Origin of the sequence: Pandoraea bronchicola (assembly GCF_902459805.1) — a bacterium.
Lineage (GTDB): Bacteria > Pseudomonadota > Gammaproteobacteria > Burkholderiales > Burkholderiaceae > Pandoraea > Pandoraea bronchicola.
This window is the reverse complement of sequence record NZ_CABPST010000006.1, coordinates 126,993-149,736: the sequence shown is the minus strand read 5'-3', so window position 1 is coordinate 149,736 and position 22,744 is coordinate 126,993. Positions and strand designations below refer to the sequence as shown.

The following is a 22,744-nucleotide window of genomic DNA, read 5'->3' as shown; positions in this document are numbered from 1 at the left end:
CGAAAGCAGGTCGGCCGCCGCCCCATCCCGCATGGCGGTGAAACAGATTCACGTCAGCGAGTCAGGCGGCAGCGCCAGAAGTTCGGGAGTATGCCATGTCTGCCCGCGAAAACGGCAGCGCAAACACTCAATGCGCCGCCCGGCCGTCGATGGCCCCCTTCCTCAGAAACTTGTCACACCACCTGAAAGTGGTGCGTTCCGTCCCGGTGCAGTTGATTGACGAGCCCAAACTCCCAGTCGAGATAGGCCTGCATGGCCTCGGCAGCGTTATCGGTGCCTTCGTACGGGCGGCGATAGCGATCGTCGCGCGCACTGGCCAGATGCGTCTCGCCCGACGCCAGCGGCAAACCGGCATTGATCCACGCCTGGGTACCGCCGTCGAGCACAAAGATCTCGGCATCGGTCAGACGTCGCAGATCCGCCGCCGCAAAGCGTGCGAGCAAGCTCGAACCACAGGTGAGCACATAACGCTGCGCCGGGCCGATCTTGCGCAATGCCTCTGCCAGTCGCGCGCGAATGACGAACCAGGCCCCCGGAATATGACGCTTGACGTAATTGACGCCCGAGGTGAAGTCGAGCACCGCGACTTGTCCGGGCACCGCTTCGTCAAGCCACCGCGCCAGCAACGCAGGCGAGACGCTCGCAACGTCGGGGGCGCTCGGCGTGTGCAACGGCCACCCACCCTGCGCGCTGCGTGCCTGCGCGCGATGCGGCTCGACCACGTACACGGTCCACCCCATCTGCGCCAACCACGAACCGGTCATGTCGGCACGCACGCCATCGTCGTCTGCCAGCACGATCCACGCACCGCGCACCGGTGCCTGATGGTCGGTCTCCTGCACGAGCTGCCCGCCCGGCGCGCTGGCGAAGTCGGGCAAGTGCCCCGCCGCATACTCCTCCGGCGTGCGCACGTCGAAGCGATACACGGTGCGCCCCGGCGCATTCAGCGACGAGACGTCGGCCAGTGCGATACGGCGAACCCCGGCACGATCCGCCACGGCTCTCGCGCCTTCGCGGGCGACTGCCAGCGTCGCCTCTCGCACGGTGGCCGGGTGACGACGGTCCGCCCCGCGCTCAAGTGTCTGCCCGGCCAGCGTCCAGCCGATGGTGCCGTTACGCAATGCCGCTACCGGATTCGGCAAACCGGCATTGACGAGCGATTGCGTGCCGATGATGCTTCGCGTGCGTCCCGCGCAGTTGACGATCACGCGCGTGGCCGGGTCCGGTGCGAGCTCGCGAACTCTCAGCACCAGTTCGGCACCGGGCACACTCGTCGAACCGGGAATGTTCATGGTCTGGTATTCGTCAAAGCGGCGCGCGTCGACAACGACCACGTCGGCGTCGGCATCGAGCAGCGCCTGCACTTCCTGCGCGGACAACGACGGCGTATGACGCAAACCCTCGACCCACTCGCCAAAGGCTTTGCTCGGCACGTTGACGTCGCGGAACACTTCGCCGCCAGCGGCGATCCACCCTTCGAGACCGCCCGCAAGCAAATTGACGTTCGTGTAACCGAGTCTGCGCAGCACGCCGGCAGCGAGCGGCGCGAGATCCTGGCCGTCGTGCTCGCCATACACGACGATGCGCGTGTCGCGTCGCGGAATGCGCGCCCACGCTTCGATTTCCACTCGCGAGAGCGGAAGGTTCGCCGCCCACAACGGGTGTGCCTGCGCAAACGGATCTTCCTCACGAACGTCGAGCAGCGCGATTTCCTCGCGAGCGAGCAACGCCGCACGCACGTCTGCAAAGGTCAGCTCGGGGAAGGTGACATCGGCGGCAGCGATGGCCGGGTCGGCCGTCTGCGACGGCGTGTGGGTCGAGTAAGCGGACACGGTAGTTCCTTGAATTCGTCAAACGTTGCTTAGGTAACGAGTATCGGCGTGGCGATCGGCGTGGCGGACTGGCCCGTCTGCACAGGCAGACGGCCATTCTGGCAGAAGGCCCCCGCACACGCGTTGCACAATGTGGTGCATTGCGGCATGCGCAGCACGGTTGGCGGTGGCAGGCGTTTCAGACGCGTTGCGCCGCCCTGCCCCACGGATTCGGCAATTGGGCATTGGCATAGCCCGAGACGAAGCCCTTGCGCTCACCCGATTCGGTGAACACGCTGCGATGCACCGCACCAATGTTCGCGCCGTACACATGAATGCTCACCGACACCCGGTCGGCGTAGGCGTTGCTCACGCGATGAATGTCCCCCAGACGCGGCGAAAGCACCTCCACGTCACCCGGAGACAAGCGCACCGGCTCGCCTGCGATGACCGGCACGCCCTGCGCGTCCAGCACGAAAGGCTGTGAATCCTCCGCCCCGCGCAGCATGCCGATCAGGCCCCACACGGTGTGATCGTGGATCGGCGTGCGCTGGCCCGGCCCCCACACGAAACTCACGATGGAAAATCGCTGCGCCGAATCGCAGTGCAACAAGTACTGCTGATAGTGCTCAGGGTGCGGCGTCGCGAACGCCTCGGGTAGCCAATCGTCACGAGCCACCAGTTGGGCGAGCAGCCCGGCGCCCTCTTCGAGCAACGTTGTCTCATGCGGACGGCGCTCCAGCAGCCGTGAGAACGCCGCAACAAAGTTGCGCAACGGATCGAGCGCTTCGTAATCATGTGCAGGCAAATCGCCGGAAAGCGCGAGGCCATCCAAAACTGCAGTCATACGGATTCCCGGAAAACAGCGAGCGTTCGCCGGCCGGCGGCGCCCAAAATGGTGTCGTTCTGCGGCGTGTGAATGCGGCTGCACAGCACGTCGCGATGATAACGCTCAAGCGGATTGTTGCGTGAAAGCCCATGATTGCCCGAGAGCTGCAAAGCGAGTTCGAGCACTCGAATGGCATTGCCCGTCACCGTGAACTTTAGCGCACCACTGGCAATGTCGTCATCCGGCACGCCAGCGTCTGCCGACTCGGCCGCCGCATCGAGCAGCCGCTGGTTGACGTGTAGCAACGTCGCTATCTCGCCGACCGTCTCCTGAATACGCGGCACGGTCGCAAGCGACGCGCCGAGATTGCCTGGCACCCGGGTGTTCAGAAACGTCACGAGCCAATCGACGCCTGCGCGCGCTATCGCGTCATAAAGGGTGCCGAGCAACACGCTCATCCACGCCTGTTGTTCGATATGCGCATCGTTGTCGCGCTGACCAATGCCCGCCGGCGCCCACTCGTGCGGCAAGCGAATATCCACAGCATTGCCAAACGGCAGGTCGACATCTTCGAGAACCACTTCGTGACTGCCCGAAGCACGCAGCCCAAGGTGATCCCAGTTCTGAATGACGCGGATGCCCTGTCGATCCGGCGATTCCCGCGAACCGTCGGGACGCGGCACCAGGAATACCCCAATACGCGGCTCAGGCTCATCCGTTCGCGCCCAGACCGACAACCAGCGCAACGCCGGAATGCCGGTGCAATAGAGCTTGCGGCCAGACAGCCGCCAGCCCGATTCGGTGCGTCTCGCAATAGTCGACGGCAAGCCGCCCCGGGCGGGCGTGCCCAGATCCGGCTCGACGCGCAGCGCGTTGATCAACGCCCCGTCGCGCACCGCGCTGTCGAAGACCGCACGCCGCTGCGCGTCGGGCCAGTGCGTGCTCGTCCGCACGAGCGAGCGGTGCTGGAGATAGGTCATCGTCAGCACGAGCGCCGTGGCAGATTCGCCCGCCGCAATGGCCCCAATGATGCGCCGCGCCGCCACCAGCCCGCCGCCACCGCCGCCGTGTGCGCGCGGCACCACTTCGGCAATCAACCCGTGACGATGCAACAGCGCAAAGTTCTCGAACGGAAAACGCGCATCGCGGTCGAGCGCCGCCGCAGTCCCGGCAAGGGCGCGCGTGATAGGTGGCAGCAGGGCGTCCAGTTGTGCAAGACGTGCCGGACCTTCGGCGCGCGGCAAAGGCAGCACCGCCCCGGACGGCGCGGGGCTCACTGGCGACGGCAACGCGTCGGACAGCAACGGCGATTGGCCAAGAGATGACATGACTTTTGGAATAAGCAAATACGCGTTTGGCGCGCAACGCGCCCTCTTACGCAGTGCCCATAGCGTAAGGCCCGGCGCGGTCCCGCCCAACCATCCATATCGAATAATCTTTGCGGAAATGATTATTTAACGGCCGCAAATTGTTTGCGTAGGCTCACTCCCGTTCACCGTCTGTTACCGATCGATGGGCGTGTAGCGCAAACCGACCCACGTCGCCTTGCACACGTCCTGCCTCACAAAAGGAGAGCGTTCATGAGCGTCGAAATCATCGGCATGATTCAAAGCAGTAAGCAATCCGAAATTCATCCGCAAAGTGGCCCGGCCGTCGACCGCGACTACGTGCGTAATTTCGCCCGCGCCCACGAGCAATCCGGATTCGACCGCATTCTCGTGCCGCACCACTCCACGAGTCCGTCCGCCACGCTCACGATCGCCTACGCGACGACCGTGACGGAGAACATCCACTTCATGCTCGCGCATCGTCCTGGCTTTGTCGCACCGACGCTGGCCGCGCGCCAGATCGCGACGCTCGATCAGTTCAGCGGCGGCCGTCTCGGTGTTCACTTCATCTCGGGCGGCTCCGATGCCGAGCAGGCGCGCGATGGCGACTTTCTCTCGCATGACGAGCGCTATGCGCGCACCGACGAATACCTGAGCATCCTGCGCCGCATCTGGACGGAGGACCGTCCCTTCGATCACGACGGCAAGTATTACCGCTTCAAACAAGGCTTCTCCGAGGTCAAACCAGTGCAGCAACCGCATGTGCCGATCTTCTTCGGCGGCGCGTCGGAAGCCGCACTTGAAGTCGCGGCCAAGCATGCCGACATCTACGCGTTGTGGGGGGAGTCGCTCGATCAGGTGCGCGATATCACTACGCGCGTGCGGGCGGCGGCCGCCGCGCACGGCCGCGTGCCGCGCTTCTCGGTGTCGTTCCGCCCGATTCTCGGCGAGACCGAAGCGAAAGCCTGGGCACGTGCCGATCAAATCCTCGCGCAGGCCAAGGCCATTCGCGAAGCCGCTGGCCTGCCGCAAGGCTCGGCACTGCAAAGCGAAGGCGCTCGACGCCTGCTTGCCGCCGCCGACAAGGGCGCGCGCCTGGACAAGGTGCTGTGGACCGAGATCGCCAAGCTCATCGGTGGACGCTCGAACTCGACAGCACTCGTCGGCACGCCCGAGCAAGTCGCCGATGCCCTGCTCGATTACTACGACCTCGGTGTCACCACGTTCCTCATTCGCGGCTTCGACCCGCTGGGCGACGCCATCGACTATGGCCGCGAACTGATCCCGCGCCTGCGCACCCTCGTGGCCGAACGCGATCGTCAAAACGACGCCACGCGCCGCGCGGCCTGACCAAGGAGAAAAAGAGATGGCTGCCGTTCTGCCCGTCGACACCCACACGTTCGGACGCTCGACGTCCCCCACTATCCAGACACGCACTACGCCGACCGGGCTCGTCCTGAACGCCGCGCCGCAGCAACGCTTCTGGTTCGACCCACCGCCCGTGCGCAACGACGTGCTGGCCGAGCGCCACCACCGTCAGACACGTCTGGCCGCCGCGTTCCGCATCTTCGCGCGCCACGGCTTCGACCTCGGACTGGCCGGCCACATTACGGCGCGCGATCCCGAGCTGACCGACCACTTCTGGGTCAATCCGCTGGGCGTCCACTTCTCGCGCATCAAGGTCTCCGACCTGCTGCTCGTCAACGCGAAAGGCGAAACGGTGGTGGGCGACCGGCCGCTGAACAAAGCCGCATTCGCGATTCATGCGGCCATCCACGAAGCGCACCCGCATCTGGTCGCCGCCGCGCACACGCACTCCACCTACGGCAAGGCATGGTCGACACTCGGACGCCCGCTCGATCCGCTCACGCAGGACTCGTGCGGCTTCTTCGAAGACCATGCGCTGTTCGACGACTTCACCGGCATGGTGGTTGACGACAGCGAGGGCAACCGTATCGCCCGCGCGCTGAACAAGCCCGACGGCAGCGGCACGGTCAAGGGCGTCATTCTCAAGAACCACGGCATTCTCACGGCCGGCCCGACCGTCGAGGCCGCCGCATGGTGGTACATCGCCCTCGAGAATGCCGCCCACACGCAGTTGCTCGCGCAAGCCGCCGGCACGCCGCAGCCGATCGACCAAGCGACTGCACGCCACACGCACAGCCAGGTCGGCGGCCCCGAAGGGGCGCTGTACTCGTTCGAAAGCCTCTACGAAGGACTCGTCGCCGCCGAACCGGATCTGCTCGACTGACGTCGCGGGGCGCGCGCCCCATTTGCCCACCCGCACACAACCATCAGAAATCAATAGGGGAGTCGTCTCCATGAAGTTTCGTCACACCACCAACGGATCGGAAATCGCGACGCAGCGCGTCGTGAGCGCGAGCCGCCGCAAGGTGCTGCGCGCGGGCACGGCCGCCGCACTGGCCGCCCCCGCGCTTTTGCTCGGCCGCCAGGCCTGGTCGCAACCGCGCAAGCTCACGTTCGCCTGGAACCAGAATTCGTTCTGCCTGACACCGATCGTCGCCGCCCAGGAACGCGGCTTCTTCGAGAAGAACGGCCTGCAAGTCGACCTCATCAACTACAGCGGCTCGACCGACCAGTTGCTCGAATCCATCGCCACGGGCAAAGCTGACGCCGCCGTCGGCATGATCCATCGCTGGCTCAAGCCGCTCGAAGCTGGCTTCGACGTGAAGATCATCGGCAGCTCGCACGGCGGCTGCGTGCGCCTGCTGGGCGCGAAGGCCGCAGGCGTGACGTCGCTCGCCGCGCTCAAGGGCAAGACGATCGGCGTGTCGGATCTTGCCGCACCGGGCAAGCATTTCTTCCAGATCCTGCTCGCGAAGAACGGCATCGACGCCGATCGCGACATCACCTGGCGTCAGTACCCGGCCGACCTGCTCGGCGTGGCCGTCGACAAGGGCGAAATTCAGGCGATTGCCGATGGCGACCCGAATTTATATCTGCTCGAGAAGCGCACCAACGGGGCTTACGTCGAACTGGCGACCAACCTGAGCGGCGAGTATGCCCGCAAGGTGTGCTGCGTGATCGGTGCGCGCGGGGAACTGGTGCGCAACGATCGCGCCGCCGCAAGCGCGCTCGCACGCGCCATCGTGCAGGCGACCGAGTTCGTCAACGAGAACCCGAACGAGGCAGCCAAGATCTTTGCCAAGTACTCGCCGAAGATCAGCCCCGAAGACCTGCGCAAGCTGTACGCAACGCTCACCTATTCGCACCATCCGACCGGCACAGACCTGCGCGATGAGATCGCCTACTTCGCCGACGACTTCCGCCGAATCGGTGTGCTCAAGAAGAGCACCGATCCGCAGAAACTGGCGCAGCACGTCTACGCTAATGTCCTGGGATAAACGACCATGAGTGCCATTCTCGACAACGCCGCGCTACGCGGGGGCTCCCCCGCCGGGGCGCTGGAACTCGCAGAACAGGCGGAAGGCACGACGCTGCGCGTACCTGTCCCCCGCTACGACGCGACCGAAATCGATCAGCTCTTCGCCGCGCCTCGCACGCCTGCGCTATGGGGTACCGGCTTCGCCGCCGCGCTCGCATGGGCCGCCTTTGGCGCGCTCACGCTGCGCTGGCCCAACAAGGTCGCAGGCTTCTCGGACTGGGCCTTTACCGACGAACTGGGCGTGTTCGCGCTGGTCGCAGCCGCCCTGCTCGCGGTACTGTCGGTCGCGGGCCGCGCCACGCCGCCGCTGCTGCGTTTGCGCGAAGCCCTCACCAGCACCGGTCCGTGGCTCGTCGCCGTCGCGCTCGTGCTGGCCGCGTGGGAAATCCTTACCGCAAAGACCGGCTCGCTGCCCACGCCATTCTTCGCCCCGCCGCAAGCCCTCATCGAGGTCTATACCGACGACTGGCAACGCCTCGGCGACAGCGCGGTGAACACGCTCAAACTGCTCGGCATCGGCTTCGGGCTGGGCGCCGTTGCTGGCTTTTTGATCGGCGTATCCATCGGCTGGTCGCGCGCCATCGGCTACTGGGTGCATCCGGTACTGCGCGTGCTTGGCCCCGTGCCTGCCACGGCACTGCTGCCGCTCACGTTCTACTTTTTTCCGTCGAGCTACTCGGCCGCCGCCTTCCTCATCGCATTGTCGACGGCGTTCCCGGTCGCCGTGCTCACGTGGTCGGGCGTGGCGGGAGTGAACAAGAGCTACTACGACGTCGCCCGCACGCTCGGTGCATCCGATGCGTTTCTGGTGTTGCGTGTCGCCATCCCCGCCGCGTTGCCTAACGTTTTCGTCGGTCTGTTCATGGGGCTCGGGGCGTCGTTCTCGGTACTCGTGACCGCCGAGATGATGGGGGTGAAGTCCGGTCTCGGCTGGTACCTCACGTGGGCGCAGGGCTGGGCCTCGTACGTGAACATGTACGCCGCCCTGATCGTCATGGCGCTGCTCTTCTCCGGCGTCATTACTCTGCTCTTCACCGTACGTGACCGCGCGCTCGCGTGGCAGAAAGGAACCGTCAAATGGTAAGCGCCGCAACCTCTTCGCCAACGCTCGACAGACATGACGCCGATGTCCCGGCACCGCCTCCCGTCAATGACACCCCCGCTTCGGCAAACGACACGGGCGCGCGGATCGATATTCGTGGCGTCGATCACTGGTTCGGCACACGTCAGGCGCCGTTACAGGTGCTCGATGGCGTAGACCTGAGCGTCGCGCCCGGCGAGTTCGTGGCGCTGCTCGGCCCGAGCGGCTGCGGCAAGTCCACGCTGTTGCGCCTCGTCGCCGGACTGGAGACCGCGACACGCGGCACGATCACGCAGGACGGCACCGCGATTACGCGTCCCGACCCGTCGCGCATCGTGGTGTTTCAGGACCCGACGCTTTACCCGTGGCGGCGCGTGCGCGATAACGTCGCGCTCGGTCTGCAAGCCCGTGGCGTGCTGGGGAAAGAACGTCAACGAGTCGACGCAGCCCTCGCTCGCGTGGGACTCTCCGAGTTTGCCGACGCGTTTCCGCATCAACTCTCCGGCGGCATGGCGCAGCGCGTGGCGCTCGCCCGCGCGCTCGTGAACGATCCGCGCCTGTTGGTGCTGGACGAGCCGCTCGGCAAGCTCGACTCGCTCACGCGATTGGCGATGCAGAGCGAGCTGGTCGATCTGTGGCAGCGCGCTGGCTTCTCCGCGCTGCTCGTCACGCATGACGTGGAAGAAGCGCTGTTCCTCGCGCAACGCGTGATTGTGTTCAGCCCGCGTCCGGCGAAGATCGTCGCAGAGCTGCGTGTCGATCTGCCCTATCCGCGCCATCGCGGCGACGCCCGCATTACCGAACTGCGCCACGAAGCGCTCCGACATCTGGGGCTCGATGCAAGCTGGTAAGCGTGTGGATCGTGGTCTTACGAAGCTGATGAAGTCGACGTACCGGCCGTCATCGGAGCGCTTGCACGCGGAGCCCGCCCGATGACGCTGCCACCTTCGCATGTCTGGCTCAACGCGTTGCTGCAAGCCCTCCAGTTCGCGCAGTCCGCCTGGCTGAGCACGCTCTATTCGCTCGGCATCACCGACGATTCGCATGGCGCACCCGCATGGCCCTGGGACGTGCGCATCGCCGGGGAGAACCTGGTCATCGATGTCGCCCTCGCCCGCCAGTTCGCGTGGATGCTCGCGGCGATCGTGTTTGCGCTCGCCTGCGTGCTGCTGGCCTTGCTCTGGCGACGCGCATGGCGCTGGCTGCTGGCCGCCGCCATCGGGGCGCTTGTGCTGGCCCCGTGGCCATCGCCGTCGCTATGGCTGACGGCCGCCGTGCCGACCAGTTTTCATACGAACCCGACGGGCTTCACCGTAGAAAGCATCGCGCGAGGCTCGCGCGTGTATGCGGCGCACTGCGTGGCATGCCACGGTGCCGACGGCCGTGGCGAGGGCCCATTGGCCGCCACGTTGCACCGTTGGCCGCCGACCATGGCGAGCGCCCTGTTGAGCCGCCGCGCCGACGGCGAACTGTTCTGGCATGTGCTGTACGGCATGCGTGACGAGCAGGGCGCGACCATGCCCGGCTTCGCCGCACGACTGAGCGACCGTGAGATCTGGGCAGCACTCGACTATATGCGCGTGCTCTCGGCGTCGGCCGGCATGACCGCGGGTGGCAGTTGGCCCGTGCCGATTGCCTTGCCCGTCCTCTCGGTGAAATGCGCCAACACCCAGCCCCGGAATCTCGCCGCGTGGCGCGGCCATCAGCGGGTTCGCGTGGTCGCCGTGGATGCCGCGCATCCGCCGCCGTTTGAAGATCCGCGTTTCCTCACGCTGTTGGTCGAGCGCAATGCCCCGCCCTCCGTTGAAACGCCTGCCATTCGCAAGGTGGCGGTGCAACGGTCGGATCGTGCGCCCACCCCCAACGTCACCACGCTGTTCGGGGCACGAGCGGACTGCGTGGCCGACGGCCCGGATGCATGGCAGGTCCTCGCGCAGATCGCCGGGGTTTCCGCGTCAACCCTGGCGGGCACCGAATGGCTGGCCGACCGCGACGGCTGGCTGCGTGCCCTCGCCCCCGCCGGACGCCGGGGCTGGGCCGATGGCGGCCTGATGTGTACGACGGCGACAGCACCGCCCGAGGGCGCTCAGGCCGCCCTTCGCAGCGACCCGCTCACCGCGACGCTGCGCCAGATGGACAACGACCCCGTGCGGTTCGTCAAAGGTGGCTTCGTGCACTAGCCATCCGTCTAGCGTCTGCGCCCCGCTTGCGCACCTTTTTTTTCGATCCACCACAGGTATTCATCATGACGATTTCCCGACGCCGCTTCCTTCAGTACGTCACGACTTCCGGTGCAGCGGGTGCGCTGACAACACTCGCGTTGCCCGGTGTGTCCCGCGCTCAGTCCGGCCGCCCGCTCCTCAAGGCAGGCGACCAGAAGGGCGGACTGCGCGCGCTGCTCGAAGCCGCCGACGAACTTAAGCAGTTGCCCTACGATATTCAGTGGACCGAGTTCCCCGCTGCCGCGCCACTGGCCGAAGCGCTCAATGCGGGGGCAGTCGATTGCGGTCCGATCGGTGATGCACCCGTGATCTTCGCGCTGTCGGCGGGTGCCGCCATCAAGATCATCGGGGCCAATCGCTCCGACGCGTATGGCACCGCCGTGATCGTGCGGCCGGACGCCGCGCTGCGTACCGCCGCCGATCTCAAGGGTAAGAACATCGGCACGACGCGAGGCTCCATCGGCCACTTCGTCACGCTCAAGGCCCTCACCGCTGCCGGTCTGGCACCGGGCGACGTCAACTTCCGCTTCCTGCCGCCGGCCGACACCATTACCGCGCTGGCCAGCGGATCCGTCGACGCGTGGGCGACGTGGGAGCCCTACACGGCCGTGGCGGAGACGACCGGACGCGGGCGTGTGCTCGTGAACGGCCGGGGGCTCTGGTCTGGTCTGAGCTATCTGGCCGCGACCGACGCGGCCATCGCGAACAAACAGGAGGTGCTGCGCGATTTCCTCGGCCGTGTCGTGCGGGCACAAGTCTGGTCGTATCAGCACGTCGACGCCTTCTCGGCTGCCATGGCGCGCATCATCGGCATTCCGCCCGAGGCCGCGAAGCTGCAGTTTTCCCGCCGTGCGACGAAATGGCGCAACATCGACGATGCGCTCGTCGCGGAGCAACAACGTACGGCCGACTTCTACTCGCAAGTCGGCTTGCTCCGGCAACCGCTTGACGTGAAAACCACGTTCGACCGGCGCTTCCCGATCAAGGTCTGAGGCAACGGCGCCCACCGATGGCCATCTCTGCGAGGACGGTCGTCGGACATCGTGGCCGATAGCCCAACCGGCTCGCCCAGCGCGTGACGAACTGTCGATGGCGCCGGACGTGATGCCCCGCGCCTCGCATGTGGTAGCGTGTCACTTCCGCTCTCACCTGGGTGCGCGTCTGAGCGCGCCAACCGTCTGACCGTCATGCTCGATTTCGACGCCGACGCGCTGATGCGCCTCGTCACTACCCCCATGCCATTCGGCAAACACAAGGGCACGTTCATCGCCGATCTGCCGGGCAACTATCTGAGCTGGTTCGCCCGCGAGGGTTTCCCACCGGGCGAAATCGGCCGCCTGCTCGCCCTGATGCACGAGATCGATCACAACGCGCTGGGTGAGTTGTTGCGGCCGCTGCGAGCGCAGGCACAGGCCGCGCGCTCCCCACGCCCCCGATAGCCCCAGCGCGGCGCGACCTCGCAGGGAGGCGTCAGGCCCGTGCGGTGCCAGCGAGCATTGGCGGCAGGTGGCGGCGCACCCACTGCGTTTGCTGCTCGTGCGCGTACGCCAATTGCAGCACCGCGAGATCCGCCTGCGCCGGACCGATGATTTGCAGCCCCATGGGCAGCCCCCGCGCGTCGAACCCGACCGGCACACTGATCGCCGGCAACCCGGCAAGCGTCGGCCCGATCACGACTTCCATCCACCGGTGATAGGTGTCCATCGGCTTGCCCGCCACCGATGACGGCCAGTGCATTTGCGCGTCGAACGGGAACACCTGCGCCGACGGCAGCAACAGGAAGTCGTACCGCTCGAACAGACGCGCGAGCGAGCGGTACCACTCGCTGCGATCGACGGATGCGCGAAACACGTCGGCAGCACGCAACGCTTCGCCGCCCTCGACCTCCCATTGCGCCTCTGGCTTGAGCTTGTCGCGCCGCGCCGGATCGGCGTACATCTCCCCCAGCGAACCGTTCACGAGCCAGTGACGCAGCGTAAGCCACGTCTGCCACAGCCGCTCCGGTGCGAAATCCGGCGCGCACGCCTCGACCTCGCATCCCATCGCCGTGAAGTCGCGCAACGACGCCTCGCACAACGCCATCACGCCGTCTTCCATCGGCAGATGCCCGCCGTAGTCGCCAAGCCAGCCCAACTTCACGCCCTTCACGTCGCGCTGTAGCGCACTCGCGAACGGCGGCGTCTCGCGGGCCATCGATAGCGGACTGCGCGCGTCGTAGCCCGCTTGCGTAGCGAGCAGTTGGGCGACGTCGGCAACGGTTCGGCCCATCGGCCCGTCGGTGCTTAGTTGCTGGACGAAGATCTCCGGTGCCGGGCCATACGGCACACGGCCTTGCGACGGACGCAAGCCATACACGTTGCCGAACGCCGCCGGGTTGCGCAGCGACCCCATCATGTCGCTGCCGTCGGCCACCGGCAGCATGCGCAGCGCCAGCGCACTGCCCGCCCCGCCGCTGCTGCCGCCTGCGATCCGCGTGGTGTCATAAGCGTTGCGCGTGACACCGAAGACGGGGTTGTAGCTGTGCGAACCCAGCCCGAACTCGGAAACGTTGGTCTTGCCGATGAAGATTGCGCCCGCGGCGCGAATGCGCGCGACGCTGATGCTGTCCTGCGTGTCGGGCGCTGTAGACGTCAGAGGCGATCCTTTGCGTGTGGGAAATCCGGCGCAGGCAGCCAGATCCTTCACGGCGTGCGGCATGCCATGCATCCAGCCCAGATACTGACCGTTCGCCAGTTGCTGGTCGCGCTCGTCGGCCTGGGCCAGCAACGTGTCGGCATCTCGCAGGGACACGATGGCATTGACCGCCGGGTTGTACTGCGCGATGTGGGCAAGATAGGCCTGCATGACCTCGCGGCACGAAACCCGACGCGTGCGAATGGCGTCGGACAGCGCCAGCGCGTCGAGCGCGACGATATCGTTCAGGCGGGTGTCGGGCATAGCCGTAGCGTTGGCTTGGGCTGCGCTCGTTTGGGCAGCCAGGGGCGGCAGGTCTGGCGCAATGGCCATGTGTCTCTCTCCTTGGCGGTGGCGCCGTTCGGTACAACGCCGTTGTCTGACACCGCATTGTCGGTCAAACCCGCCAAGGTTGCCGAGGGGAAATAAAGTCCCCTGCGGCAACGCAGACACGTTAGTTCACATCTTCAGCGATCAGCAGGAATTAATGCGCCAGCGGATCGAGGCCCGTGGACTCGACGTCCTTCGCGACAGCCGGCGCGGCCATGTACTTCAGCAGCTTCATCGCTTCCTCAGGATGTTGCGCGTTGACCGGCACGCCGCCCGCGAAGCGCGTGACCGATTGCAGCGACTCGGGAATCTTGCCCGCGAACGCGATGCCCTTGACTGGCAGCAACTCGCTCACCTGTTGCAATCCCAGCGCGTAATCGCCGGCAGCCACCTTTTCGGCGACTGGCGTCTTCTGCACCATCACCGCTTTGCCCTGCATCTGTTCGGCAATGCCGAGCTTCTTGAAAAGTTCACGCTCGACGTACACACCGCTGGCGCTGTCCGAGTATGCCACCGACCTGGCGGCAAGCAGCGCCGCCTTCAGCTTTTCGGGGGTGCCGACGTCTGGCACCGTGTCGCCCGCTTTGACGACGACGCCGATACGAGAATCGGCCAGTTCGACGCGCGAATCGGCGCGCACCTTGCCTGCCTTGATGAGGTCGTCGAGCGCGTAGCCGACCATGATGACGGCGTCAGCCGGCTCACCACGCGCCAGACGATTCGGGATCGCTTCGGGCGCCTTACCCATCGACGGGCCCCACGCCGTGCCGACGTGATCTCCGCTCGCCGCCTCGAACCTGGGCAGCAACAACTTGTAAGCCGCGGTGAAGCCACCGGAGTTCATCACGTGAAGATCTTCGGCCTGCACGGCAGGGGCAGCGAACAGCGCCGTCATGGCGATGCCCGCGCCGAGCGCGGCGAACAGGCGTCGGGCAGCGCTCACACGCACCGGGGTGGAATGGGTTTTCATGGCAATGTTCCTCAGCTTGCGGCGAGTTCGGTATTCGTGCGACCGTGTCCGCCGCGACGGCCAAGGTAGAGCGTCAGCGTCGCGCAAATCGCGCACAACGCGGCGAAGCTCATCCAGTACCCCGGCGCGGCCTTGTCGCCCGTGGCGTGAATCAGATACGTCGACAGTGCGGGGGTGAAACCGCCGAAAATCGCCGTCGCAAGGCTATAGGCCAGCGAGAAGCCCGCCACGCGCACGTCTGGCGGCATGACTTCGGTGAGCGCCGGGATCATCGCACCGTTGTACATGCCGTACAGGAACGAGAGCCACAGCAGCGCGACCAGCATGCGCGTGAAGCTCGGTGCCTGCACGAGGAACGACAGGACCGGATAGGCCGTCACCAAGGTCAGGCCCGCGAAGAGCAAGAGCACCGGACGACGGCCAATTCGGTCGGAGAGCGTGCCGCCAATCGGCAGCCAGATGAAGTTCGACACGCCCACGCACAGGGTGACGAGCAGCGCATCGGCGCTCGACAGATGCAGCACGCTCTTGCCGAACGTCGGGGCGTAGACGGTGATCAGGTAGAACGCCGTCGTGGTCAGCGCCACGAGCATCGTGCCGCCCAGCACCACGCCCGCGTTGGCGGCCATCGAACGGAACACTTCGCCAACGGACGGGTGATGCTTGCGCTGCCGGAATTCGTCGCTCTCCTGAAGCGAGCGGCGCAGCGCGAAGATCACCGGCACGATCATGCAACCCACGAGGAACGGCAGGCGCCAGCCCCACGAAGCGATCTGTTGCGCCGTGAGCGTGAGCGAGAGCGCAAAGCCGAGCGCCGCCGAGACGACGATGGCGACCTGCTGGCTCGCCGACTGCCAGCTTGTGTAAAAGCCCTTGCGGCCCGGCGTGGCGATTTCCGCCAGATAGACGGACACGCCGCCAAGTTCGGCACCAGCAGAGAAACCTTGCAGCAGACGGCCAATCAGCACGAGCACTGGCGCCGCGAGCCCGATGGTTTCGTAACCCGGCACGAAGGCAATGAGAATGGTGCCGCTCGCCATGATGGCCAGCGTCGTGACCAGACCTTTGCGGCGGCCAACGTTATCGATGTACGCGCCGAGCACGATGGCACCGAGCGGCCGCATCAGGAAACCCGCGCCGAAAACGGCAAAGGTCAGCATGAGCGACGCAAACTCGCTGTCCGTCGGGAAGAAGACGCGGGAAATCTGGGTGGCGTAAAAACCGAACAGAAAGAAATCGAACTGCTCGAGGAAATTGCCGGCGGTCACGCGCAGGACTGCGCCGGCTTTCGAGGGGCGACGCGAAACCGCGTCTTGGGGGCGCTGTGACATGCGCTGTCTCCGTTTTACCTGCGGCCCGGGGGGTCGAGCCGCCAATGAATCGTCGTACTGCGTCTCTGCCGGGGACGTGTCAAACCGTCGTGGACGCTTTTTTGAAGCCGCCAATGGTGCGCCGTAAGTTCCCCCGTTGTGAATTGCAAGTTTTGGAAAGATTGATGCACACACGCTATCAATCGTAGGATGCTAATGCGCCTACCGAGCGGTAACACGCTACACTCTGCACCGCGCCTCGCCCGCCCCGCGGCAATCCCCCGATTTCCGGGTCGCGCGCAGCGCGTGCCCGACTCTCATCCCTCATGCCATGGCGATCAACTTCGATCTGAACGATTTGCAGGCCTTTCGCGCAGTGGCGCAACTCGCGAGTTTTCGCCGCGCGGCCGAGGCAATCCATCTCTCGCAACCCGCGCTCTCGCGCCGTATCGACAAGCTTGAGGACGCGTTAGGGGTCAAGCTCTTCGAGCGCAGCACGCGCCGTGTGGCGCTCACCAACGTCGGCCGGGCCTTTGCACGCGATGCCGAGCGCATTCTCGACGATCTGGACAACGCGCTGCTCGGCATTCGCGACGTGGCGTCGTCGAGCCTTGGGCATGTGACCATCGCGTGTGTGCCGTCTGCCGCGTATTACTTCATGCCGCAGGTGATCTCGCGATACCACCGGGCGTTTCCGCGCATTCGCATTTCGGTGCTCGACGCGAGCGCCAACGAGGTGCTTGCTGCCGTAGCGAACGGCGACGCCGATTTCGGGCTGAATTTCATCGGCAGTCAGGAGCCGGACATCGAGTTCAAGCTCCTGCTTCAGGAACGCTACGTGGCGGCCTGCCGGCGCGACCATCCGCTCGCAGGCAGAAAACGGGTGACATGGCGCGAGCTTTACGAGCACGACCACATCTCCGTCGGCAAGGTCTCGGGCAACCGGCTACTGCTCGATCAGGCGCTCACCTCGCTGCCGCAACGTCCGCCGAGTATCTGTGAGACACAGCACGTCACGACGATGCTCGGACTGGTCGAAGCCGGACTGGGGGTGGCTGCCGTGCCGACGATGGCGATGCCCGGCGGGGATCATCCGTTGCTCACCAGCGTGCCGCTGGTCGATCCGGTGGTGACAAGGCGCGTGGGCATGATCCGGAGCAAGGCGCGGCCGCTCTCGCCGGCGGCGGCGCAGTTGTATCGCTACGTCGCCGAGATGAAGGTGCCGTCACGGCGGCGTGCGGGGAGCGAATCGCTATAACCGAATCCCGGCGAATGCACGCCCGGAAACATTTCGTTACCCGCCTTACGAGAAGTGAAACATTGGGCAGGCGGCGGTGAGGCGACGCGTCTTTATACTTGCCTCGCGTTAATCCGAATCTTCTTCAAGACTCATGCTCAAGCGAATTTTTCCGATGGTGGCGATCGCCGCCGGGGTGGCAACGACTTCCCTGACGGCTTCGGCCAGTGATATGAACAATGCCCTCGGCGGCGCGCTGGGCGGCGTCGCGGGCGCAGCCGTAGGCGGCGCGCTTGGCGGCAGCACCGGTGCGGTGGTGGGTGGTGCGGTGGGCGGTGGCGCCGGCGGCGCGATCACATCCAATCGCCGCGAGCGTACCGGCGCTATTCTCGGCGGTGCGCTGGGCGGCGGTGCCGGCACGGCGGCGGGCAATGCGATGGGCGGCCGTTCGGGCGGCCTGATCGGCGCGGCCGTCGGTGGCGGTGCCGGCGCCGCGCTCGGCGGCAACATGTCGCGCTCCAGCTCGTACGACGACGATCACTATCACGGCAAACGCCGCGGTCATCGCAAGCATCATCATTGATCGGCTGGCGCCGGTCTGCGCCGAAACGAAACGCCCCGCGATTGCGGGGCGTTGTTGTTGGTGAGATGGGATTGCACAATGACGGCGGCCTTCGTGTTTTCCCAGCGGGCAGGTTACCGTCCGCCCGGCTCCGGCAGGTACGGGCCAATGCCCGCCGGGTAGCTGCCCGGAATGAGCATCGACGCATCGAGCCGATCGATGGTCGTGCGCCCCGTCAGCGCCATCGTGACATCCATCTCCTTCGCAATGACCTCCAGCGCGCGACGCACGCCCGCCTCGCCCATCGCCCCCAACCCATACAGGAACGGACGCCCGATCAGCGTTCCCTTCGCGCCCAGCGCCATCGCCTTGATCACGTCCTGACCGGAGCGGATACCGCCGTCGAGCCAGACCTCCGTGTCACGCCCCACCGCCGCCACAATGTCCGGCAACGCGCGGATCGTCGAGATCGCACCGTCAAGCTGACGTCCGCCGTGATTACTCACCACAATCGCGTCAGCCCCGGTATCGCGTGCCGCGCGCGCATCTTCCGGGTCGAGCACGCCCTTGAGCACGAGCTTGCCGCCCCAACGCTTCTTGATCCAGGCCACGTCGTCCCATGACAGGCACGGGTCGAACTGCGCCGCCGACCACGCCGCGAGCGAACCGATGTCGTCTACCCCTTTGGCATGTCCCACGATGTTGCCAAACGTGCGACGGCGAGTTCCCAGCATGCCCATGCACCAGCGCGGCTTGGTCATCATGTTGGCAATGTTCGGCAACGTCAGCTTCGGCGGTGCCGACAGGCCGTTCTTGATGTCACGGTGACGCTGACCGCTGATCTGCAGATCCATCGTCACCATCAGCGCCGAGCACCCCGCCGCCTTGGCGCGATCGATCAGGCGCTCGATGAAGTCGCGATCGCGCATCACATATAACTGAAACCAGAACGGCGCCTTCGTGTGCGCCGCCACGTCTTCGATGGAGCAGATCGACACGGTCGAGAGCGTGAACGGCACACCGAACGCCTCGGCCGCGCGCGCCGCGAGAATCTCGCCGTCGGCATGCTGCATGCCGGTCATGCCCGTTGGCGCCAGCGCCACCGGCATGGCGACCGGCTCGCCCAACATCGTCGTGCGTGTGCTGCGATGTTCGATATTCACGGCAACGCGCTGCCGGAACTCGATACCGCCGAAATCGGCCGCGTTGGCCCGGTAGGTGGACTCCGTCCACGACCCCGAATCGACATATTCGTAAAACATGCGCGGCACTCGCCGCTGCGCGAGAACCCGCAAGTCCTCGATGGTGGTAATCACTGCCATGCTGCGTCTCTTCTTCCGGAAAATTCCAGCCGTCTTTTGGGAGTTACTTAATATCTAATATAATTTTCTATTTCTGCTTGACGAGATCGACCAGCGACTGCGTATGTTTAATTGTCTTTAGCACGATGTTCGATTGAATCGACATGACGGCGGGTGCGCGATACAGCTCGTTCACGATGAAATCGGAGTAATGCGCGAGGTTACGGGCTCTGACCGTCAAGATGTAATTCGCCGAGCCGGTGACGATGCGCGCAGTCACGACCTCGGGCCAGCTCTGCACACATGCGAGAAACTTTTCATGCCACTGATCGACGTCCGGACGAAGCGTGATTTGCACTAGCGCCTCGAACTCCAGACCAATATGCTGTGCGTCCACGATGCAGCGGTATCCGGAAATCACCCCGCGGTCCTCGAGCAATTTCACCCGGCGAAGGCAGGCCGATGGCGACAAACCGACGGCGTCCGCCAGCTCCTGGTTGGAGATGCGTCCATTGAGTTCGAGATGGCGGAGGATGCGCAGATCGGCTAGGTCGAGGTTCATTGGCAGAATCCGTCAAGTTTTCACGAATTCTGGCAGATCCTTCGATTCACCGCCAGCAATTCCGCATAAATGGCAAGCAAATTCAATTTTTGCATTGATATGATAAGTCTCGGCCTCGGGCCGGGGACGGTAAGCGAGTCCGGCTGCGAGTGCCGTTTTTTGATCGTGCAGTTGTTGTGCCGGGAAGCATCCGTGACCTCCTATATCGGAAGGAGCAGCGGATCTGTTTTAAGCAGTCGTACGTCTACAAGACTAAAAAAGGAGACTCATGAAGTCTGCAATTCCGGCCAGTCTGGCCATCCTCTCGGCCGCTTGTGGCCTTGCCTTCAGCACCACTGCTGCCGCCCAAAGCGCCGTCACCCTGTACGGGATCGTCGATCAGAGCGTGCGATATCAAACCAACGCCAATGCCAACAACGACGCGCTGTGGCAAGTGACCAACGGCGCCGTGACCAACAGCCGTTTCGGCTTCAAGGGCTCGGAAGACCTCGGCGGCGGCACAAAGGCGATCTTCCAACTGGAATCGGGCATCAACCCGCAAAACGGTCAGCTCGCGAACAGTCCGCGACTGTTTGACCGTTATGCGTTCGTCGGCCTGCAAAACCAGTACGGCGCGATCAAGATCGGTCGCCAGGCCACCGAGGCGTTTAATGTCTACGGCGACTTCGACCCGCTCACGATCGGCAACTACGCGAACAACTCGTGGATGTACAACATCACGCGCGGCCGCGTGGACAACGCCGTGAGCTATGCCGGCACGTTCGGCGGCCTGTCGGTCGGAGCCACCTACGGCTTCGGCAACACCGCCGGAACGATGGCCGCCAGCAACTACTGGGGCGCCCGTGCTGCCTACGCAATGGGACCGTTCCAGATCGCCGGCGTGTATCAGCAAGCGCGTGACGCCGCCAAGCATGTCCAACAGATGTGGGGCCTGGGCGGTATCTACAGCGTCTCCATCGCCAAGGTCTTCGTCGGCTACATGGGTGGGCGCGATCGCAGCGGCTGGCTCGACGGCACGCTCAACGATCCGGCACACACCGTCACCACGGGCAATCTGAACGACAATCCTCGCAAGGACACGACGTTCTACCTCGGCACGACCATTCAGGCCATGCCGAATCTCGCGATCACGGGCGCCGCGTATTTGAACGACATCAAGAACATCAACGCCCAGGCGGGCGATGCCGGTTCGGGCCGTCGTTACACGTACGTGCTGCTCGCCGAGTACGCACTGTCGAAGCGCACGCAGGTCTACGGCACCGTCGATTACAACAAGGTCAGCGGCGCCGCGCGCGTCGAACTGCCGGGCAACTCGACGCAAGCGGGCGTGGCAACGGGCATTCGCCACATCTTCTAAGCGGACGGACGGCGCGGCACGCCCGCGTCTTTCCAGTTGCATCCCTTGCTGTTGGTATGACCCGCCCCGGCGTCTTCCGGGGCGGCGGGGCCCGTTCGCACCCGCGTTTTGCCACACCCGACGCCATCCGGCATCGCTGCGGCATTGCACGGCGCACCGGCGGGCGATGACAAGCAACGCTTTACTCATGCGGGTGTCGCCAATCTCTCGCGACGACATCCAAGAGGTGTGTCATGACGCAATCCCCCCAGTCTTCCCAGTCCGGCACCCCCCGCGACTTCACCCACATCACGCGCCGCGAGCAAGGCCTGCGACGCTCGCTCACGGCGAGTCAGATGGCAATGATCGCCATCGGTGGCGCCATTGGTACGGGCCTTTTCCTCGGCAGCGGTTTCGCCATCGGCTTTGCCGGCCCGAGTGTGCTTATCTCGTACGGGATCGGCGCCATCATCGCCCTCATGCTCATGGGATGCCTCGCCGAGATGACGGTCGCGCATCCGACGTCTGGCTCGTTCGGCGCCTATGCCGAACACTACATCGGTCCGTGGGCCGGCTTTCTGGTGCGCTATGCCTACTGGTCATGCATCGTGCTGGCCGTGGGCACCGAGGTGAGCGCCATCGCCGTCTACATGAAATTCTGGTTCCCGCAGGTGCCGGGCTGGTATTGGGTCGCAGGCTTCTCGACGGCACTCGTGCTCGTGAACGCCATGTCCGTGAACCTGTTCGGCGCCATCGAATATGGCTTCTCGCTCATCAAGATCACCGCGATCGTCATCTTCATTCTGATCGGCGCTTACGTGGTGTTCATCGCCCCCGGATCCGTTGCGGGTGGCGGGCATTCGCCCGCAGGGTTCGCGAACTACACGGCGCACGGCGGCTTCTTCCCGAAGGGTCTGTGGGGCATGTGGGTCGCCGTCATCATCTCGATCTTCAGCTACCTGTCCATCGAGATGATCGCCGTGGCCGCAGGCGAGGCCGAGAATCCGGAGCGTGCGGTCACGCGTGCCTTCCGCTCCACCGTCGTGCGCCTCGTGCTGTTCTATCTGCTCACGCTCGCATTGATGCTCGCCATCGTGCCGTGGACCGCCGCCGGTCAGGACGAAAGCCCATTCGTGAAGGTGATGCAGGCGATCAATATTCCGGGCGCCGCCGGGGTCATCAACTTCGTGGTGCTGATCGCCGCGCTCTCGTCGATGAACAGCCAGCTCTATATCACCACGCGCATGATGTTCTCGCTCTCGCGCGCCGGCTACGCGCCCGCCCGGTTCGGCGAAGTGAACTCGCGCGGCGTACCGCTCGCGGCGTTGCTGCTCTCGACGCTCGGCATTGCGCTCGCCACGCTGGTGAACTTCCTCTACCCCGAGTCGTCGTTCACGTTCATGATGGCGATCTCGATGTTCGGCGCGATGCTCACGTGGATGATGATCTTTGTCACCCACTTCTTCTTTCGCCGCGCCTGGCGGCGCGAGAACCACCCGCCCCTCGCCTTCCGCATGTGGGGCTTCCCGTGGCTCACGCTGCTGGGGGCCGCACTCATGGCCGCCATCATGCTCACCACGCTGCTCACCGGCGTGTTCCGCATGACGCTGATCTTCGGCGTGCCGTTTGTCGCCGTGGTGCTGCTGATCTACTTCGTGTGGTATCGCAAGCGCGACGACGAACCGCAGGCTCGCACGGCCGCGCAGTCCTGAGTCCCGCGCCGGCAAAACGACACAGGAAACGACACGGGGGCACCGGAAGGTGCCCCCGTCAGGATGCCGCAGAC

Annotated in this window: 20 protein-coding genes; 12 read left to right on the top strand and 8 right to left on the bottom strand. The window is 65.0% G+C overall.

What is annotated here, in order from left to right:
* Positions 1 to 173: 173 nt before the first annotated feature.
* From PBR20603_RS13745 to PBR20603_RS13735, 3 genes are all read right to left on the bottom strand, one after another.
* Positions 174 to 1,784 carry a rhodanese-related sulfurtransferase gene (locus PBR20603_RS13745; protein ID WP_150560167.1) on the bottom strand — a complete coding sequence of 537 codons (1,611 nt, stop codon included), beginning with the start codon at positions 1,782 to 1,784 and terminating at the stop codon, positions 174 to 176.
* Positions 1,785 to 2,010: 226 nt separating this feature from the next.
* The gene (locus PBR20603_RS13740) at positions 2,011 to 2,658 is read right to left on the bottom strand and encodes a cysteine dioxygenase family protein (RefSeq protein ID WP_150560076.1); all 648 of its coding nucleotides are present in this window, start codon (positions 2,656 to 2,658) and stop codon (positions 2,011 to 2,013) included.
* Entirely contained in the window at positions 2,655 to 3,968 is a 1,314-nt protein-coding gene (locus PBR20603_RS13735) for an acyl-CoA dehydrogenase family protein (RefSeq protein ID WP_150560075.1), read from the bottom strand. The genes PBR20603_RS13740 and PBR20603_RS13735 overlap by 4 nt, the downstream gene beginning before the upstream one ends.
* 252 nt (positions 3,969 to 4,220) lie before the next feature.
* Here PBR20603_RS13735 and PBR20603_RS13730 point away from each other — a divergent pair, with 252 nt between their 5' ends.
* From PBR20603_RS13730 to PBR20603_RS13695, 8 genes are all read left to right on the top strand, one after another.
* Positions 4,221 to 5,318: an LLM class flavin-dependent oxidoreductase gene (locus PBR20603_RS13730; protein WP_150560074.1), complete on the top strand. Its 1,098-nt coding sequence runs from the start codon at positions 4,221 to 4,223 to the stop codon at positions 5,316 to 5,318.
* A 16-nt stretch (positions 5,319 to 5,334) separates the two neighbouring features.
* Positions 5,335 to 6,219, top strand: coding sequence for a class II aldolase/adducin family protein (locus PBR20603_RS13725; protein ID WP_150560073.1), 885 nt, complete (start codon positions 5,335 to 5,337; stop codon positions 6,217 to 6,219).
* Positions 6,220 to 6,289: 70 nt separating this feature from the next.
* Entirely contained in the window at positions 6,290 to 7,333 is a 1,044-nt protein-coding gene (locus PBR20603_RS13720) for an ABC transporter substrate-binding protein (protein WP_246174648.1), read from the top strand.
* Positions 7,334 to 7,339: 6 nt separating this feature from the next.
* Complete coding sequence (locus PBR20603_RS13715) at positions 7,340 to 8,458, top strand: ABC transporter permease (protein WP_150560072.1); 1,119 nt, start codon at positions 7,340 to 7,342, stop codon at positions 8,456 to 8,458.
* Positions 8,452 to 9,306, top strand: a complete 855-nt coding sequence (locus PBR20603_RS13710; RefSeq protein ID WP_150560071.1) for an ABC transporter ATP-binding protein — start codon at positions 8,452 to 8,454, stop codon at positions 9,304 to 9,306. The genes PBR20603_RS13715 and PBR20603_RS13710 overlap by 7 nt, the downstream gene beginning before the upstream one ends.
* Before the next feature lie 81 nt (positions 9,307 to 9,387).
* Positions 9,388 to 10,635, top strand: coding sequence for a c-type cytochrome (locus tag PBR20603_RS13705; protein ID WP_150560070.1), 1,248 nt, complete (start codon positions 9,388 to 9,390; stop codon positions 10,633 to 10,635).
* Between the two features lie 65 nt (positions 10,636 to 10,700).
* Positions 10,701 to 11,669 carry an ABC transporter substrate-binding protein gene (locus tag PBR20603_RS13700; RefSeq protein ID WP_150560069.1) on the top strand — a complete coding sequence of 323 codons (969 nt, stop codon included), beginning with the start codon at positions 10,701 to 10,703 and terminating at the stop codon, positions 11,667 to 11,669.
* A 195-nt stretch (positions 11,670 to 11,864) separates the two neighbouring features.
* The gene (locus PBR20603_RS13695) at positions 11,865 to 12,116 is read left to right on the top strand and encodes a DUF3820 family protein (protein WP_150560165.1); all 252 of its coding nucleotides are present in this window, start codon (positions 11,865 to 11,867) and stop codon (positions 12,114 to 12,116) included.
* Positions 12,117 to 12,147: 31 nt separating this feature from the next.
* Here PBR20603_RS13695 and PBR20603_RS13690 read toward each other — a convergent pair whose 3' ends face one another.
* From PBR20603_RS13690 to tcuC, 3 genes are all read right to left on the bottom strand, one after another.
* On the bottom strand, positions 12,148 to 13,614 hold the full coding sequence (locus PBR20603_RS13690; protein WP_150560164.1) for an amidase: 1,467 nt from the start codon (positions 13,612 to 13,614) through the stop codon (positions 12,148 to 12,150).
* A 220-nt stretch (positions 13,615 to 13,834) separates the two neighbouring features.
* On the bottom strand, positions 13,835 to 14,575 hold the full coding sequence (locus PBR20603_RS13685) for a substrate-binding domain-containing protein (RefSeq protein ID WP_246174662.1): 741 nt from the start codon (positions 14,573 to 14,575) through the stop codon (positions 13,835 to 13,837).
* Between the two features lie 86 nt (positions 14,576 to 14,661).
* On the bottom strand, positions 14,662 to 15,981 hold the full coding sequence (gene tcuC, locus PBR20603_RS13680) for an MFS transporter (RefSeq protein ID WP_150560067.1): 1,320 nt from the start codon (positions 15,979 to 15,981) through the stop codon (positions 14,662 to 14,664).
* A gap of 310 nt (positions 15,982 to 16,291) precedes the next feature.
* On the opposite strand from tcuC, the gene PBR20603_RS13675 reads away from it, so the two are divergent.
* Both PBR20603_RS13675 and PBR20603_RS13670 read left to right on the top strand, forming a co-directional pair.
* Complete coding sequence (locus tag PBR20603_RS13675) at positions 16,292 to 17,218, top strand: LysR family transcriptional regulator (protein WP_150560066.1); 927 nt, start codon at positions 16,292 to 16,294, stop codon at positions 17,216 to 17,218.
* Positions 17,219 to 17,351: 133 nt separating this feature from the next.
* A complete protein-coding gene (locus PBR20603_RS13670; protein ID WP_150560065.1) occupies positions 17,352 to 17,780 on the top strand; it encodes a hypothetical protein in 429 nt (142 codons plus the stop codon).
* A 113-nt stretch (positions 17,781 to 17,893) separates the two neighbouring features.
* Here the strand turns inward: PBR20603_RS13670 and PBR20603_RS13665 are convergent, their stop codons facing one another.
* Together PBR20603_RS13665 and PBR20603_RS13660 are read right to left on the bottom strand one after the other, a co-directional pair.
* Positions 17,894 to 19,081 (bottom strand): alpha-hydroxy acid oxidase, encoded by a 1,188-nt coding sequence (locus PBR20603_RS13665; protein ID WP_150560064.1) that lies wholly within the window; start codon positions 19,079 to 19,081, stop codon positions 17,894 to 17,896.
* A 67-nt stretch (positions 19,082 to 19,148) separates the two neighbouring features.
* The gene (locus PBR20603_RS13660; protein WP_150560063.1) at positions 19,149 to 19,622 is read right to left on the bottom strand and encodes an Lrp/AsnC family transcriptional regulator; all 474 of its coding nucleotides are present in this window, start codon (positions 19,620 to 19,622) and stop codon (positions 19,149 to 19,151) included.
* A 268-nt stretch (positions 19,623 to 19,890) separates the two neighbouring features.
* Here PBR20603_RS13660 and PBR20603_RS13655 point away from each other — a divergent pair, with 268 nt between their 5' ends.
* Positions 19,891 to 20,979, top strand: a complete 1,089-nt coding sequence (locus tag PBR20603_RS13655; protein ID WP_150560062.1) for a porin — start codon at positions 19,891 to 19,893, stop codon at positions 20,977 to 20,979.
* Positions 20,980 to 21,212: 233 nt separating this feature from the next.
* Positions 21,213 to 22,670: an amino acid permease gene (locus tag PBR20603_RS13650; RefSeq protein ID WP_174977917.1), complete on the top strand. Its 1,458-nt coding sequence runs from the start codon at positions 21,213 to 21,215 to the stop codon at positions 22,668 to 22,670.
* Positions 22,671 to 22,744 lie beyond the last annotated feature (74 nt).

What these genes read in the sequence shown, in the direction of transcription:
- PBR20603_RS13740 (WP_150560076.1), bottom strand. Translation starts at nt 2,658, where the DNA reads ATGACTGCAGTTTTGGATGGCCTCGCGCTTTCCGGCGATTTGCCTGCA.
- PBR20603_RS13735 (WP_150560075.1), bottom strand. Translation starts at nt 3,968, where the DNA reads ATGTCATCTCTTGGCCAATCGCCGTTGCTGTCCGACGCGTTGCCGTCG.
- PBR20603_RS13730 (WP_150560074.1), top strand. Translation starts at nt 4,221, where the DNA reads ATGAGCGTCGAAATCATCGGCATGATTCAAAGCAGTAAGCAATCCGAA.
- PBR20603_RS13725 (WP_150560073.1), top strand. Translation starts at nt 5,335, where the DNA reads ATGGCTGCCGTTCTGCCCGTCGACACCCACACGTTCGGACGCTCGACG.
- PBR20603_RS13720 (WP_246174648.1), top strand. Translation starts at nt 6,290, where the DNA reads ATGAAGTTTCGTCACACCACCAACGGATCGGAAATCGCGACGCAGCGC.
- PBR20603_RS13715 (WP_150560072.1), top strand. Translation starts at nt 7,340, where the DNA reads ATGAGTGCCATTCTCGACAACGCCGCGCTACGCGGGGGCTCCCCCGCC.
- PBR20603_RS13710 (WP_150560071.1), top strand. Translation starts at nt 8,452, where the DNA reads ATGGTAAGCGCCGCAACCTCTTCGCCAACGCTCGACAGACATGACGCC.
- PBR20603_RS13705 (WP_150560070.1), top strand. Translation starts at nt 9,388, where the DNA reads ATGACGCTGCCACCTTCGCATGTCTGGCTCAACGCGTTGCTGCAAGCC.
- PBR20603_RS13700 (WP_150560069.1), top strand. Translation starts at nt 10,701, where the DNA reads ATGACGATTTCCCGACGCCGCTTCCTTCAGTACGTCACGACTTCCGGT.
- PBR20603_RS13695 (WP_150560165.1), top strand. Translation starts at nt 11,865, where the DNA reads ATGCTCGATTTCGACGCCGACGCGCTGATGCGCCTCGTCACTACCCCC.
- PBR20603_RS13690 (WP_150560164.1), bottom strand. Translation starts at nt 13,614, where the DNA reads ATGCCCGACACCCGCCTGAACGATATCGTCGCGCTCGACGCGCTGGCG.
- PBR20603_RS13685 (WP_246174662.1), bottom strand. Translation starts at nt 14,575, where the DNA reads ATGACGGCGCTGTTCGCTGCCCCTGCCGTGCAGGCCGAAGATCTTCAC.
- tcuC (WP_150560067.1), bottom strand. Translation starts at nt 15,981, where the DNA reads ATGTCACAGCGCCCCCAAGACGCGGTTTCGCGTCGCCCCTCGAAAGCC.
- PBR20603_RS13675 (WP_150560066.1), top strand. Translation starts at nt 16,292, where the DNA reads ATGGCGATCAACTTCGATCTGAACGATTTGCAGGCCTTTCGCGCAGTG.
- PBR20603_RS13670 (WP_150560065.1), top strand. Translation starts at nt 17,352, where the DNA reads ATGCTCAAGCGAATTTTTCCGATGGTGGCGATCGCCGCCGGGGTGGCA.
- PBR20603_RS13665 (WP_150560064.1), bottom strand. Translation starts at nt 19,081, where the DNA reads ATGGCAGTGATTACCACCATCGAGGACTTGCGGGTTCTCGCGCAGCGG.
- PBR20603_RS13660 (WP_150560063.1), bottom strand. Translation starts at nt 19,622, where the DNA reads ATGAACCTCGACCTAGCCGATCTGCGCATCCTCCGCCATCTCGAACTC.
- PBR20603_RS13655 (WP_150560062.1), top strand. Translation starts at nt 19,891, where the DNA reads ATGAAGTCTGCAATTCCGGCCAGTCTGGCCATCCTCTCGGCCGCTTGT.
- PBR20603_RS13650 (WP_174977917.1), top strand. Translation starts at nt 21,213, where the DNA reads ATGACGCAATCCCCCCAGTCTTCCCAGTCCGGCACCCCCCGCGACTTC.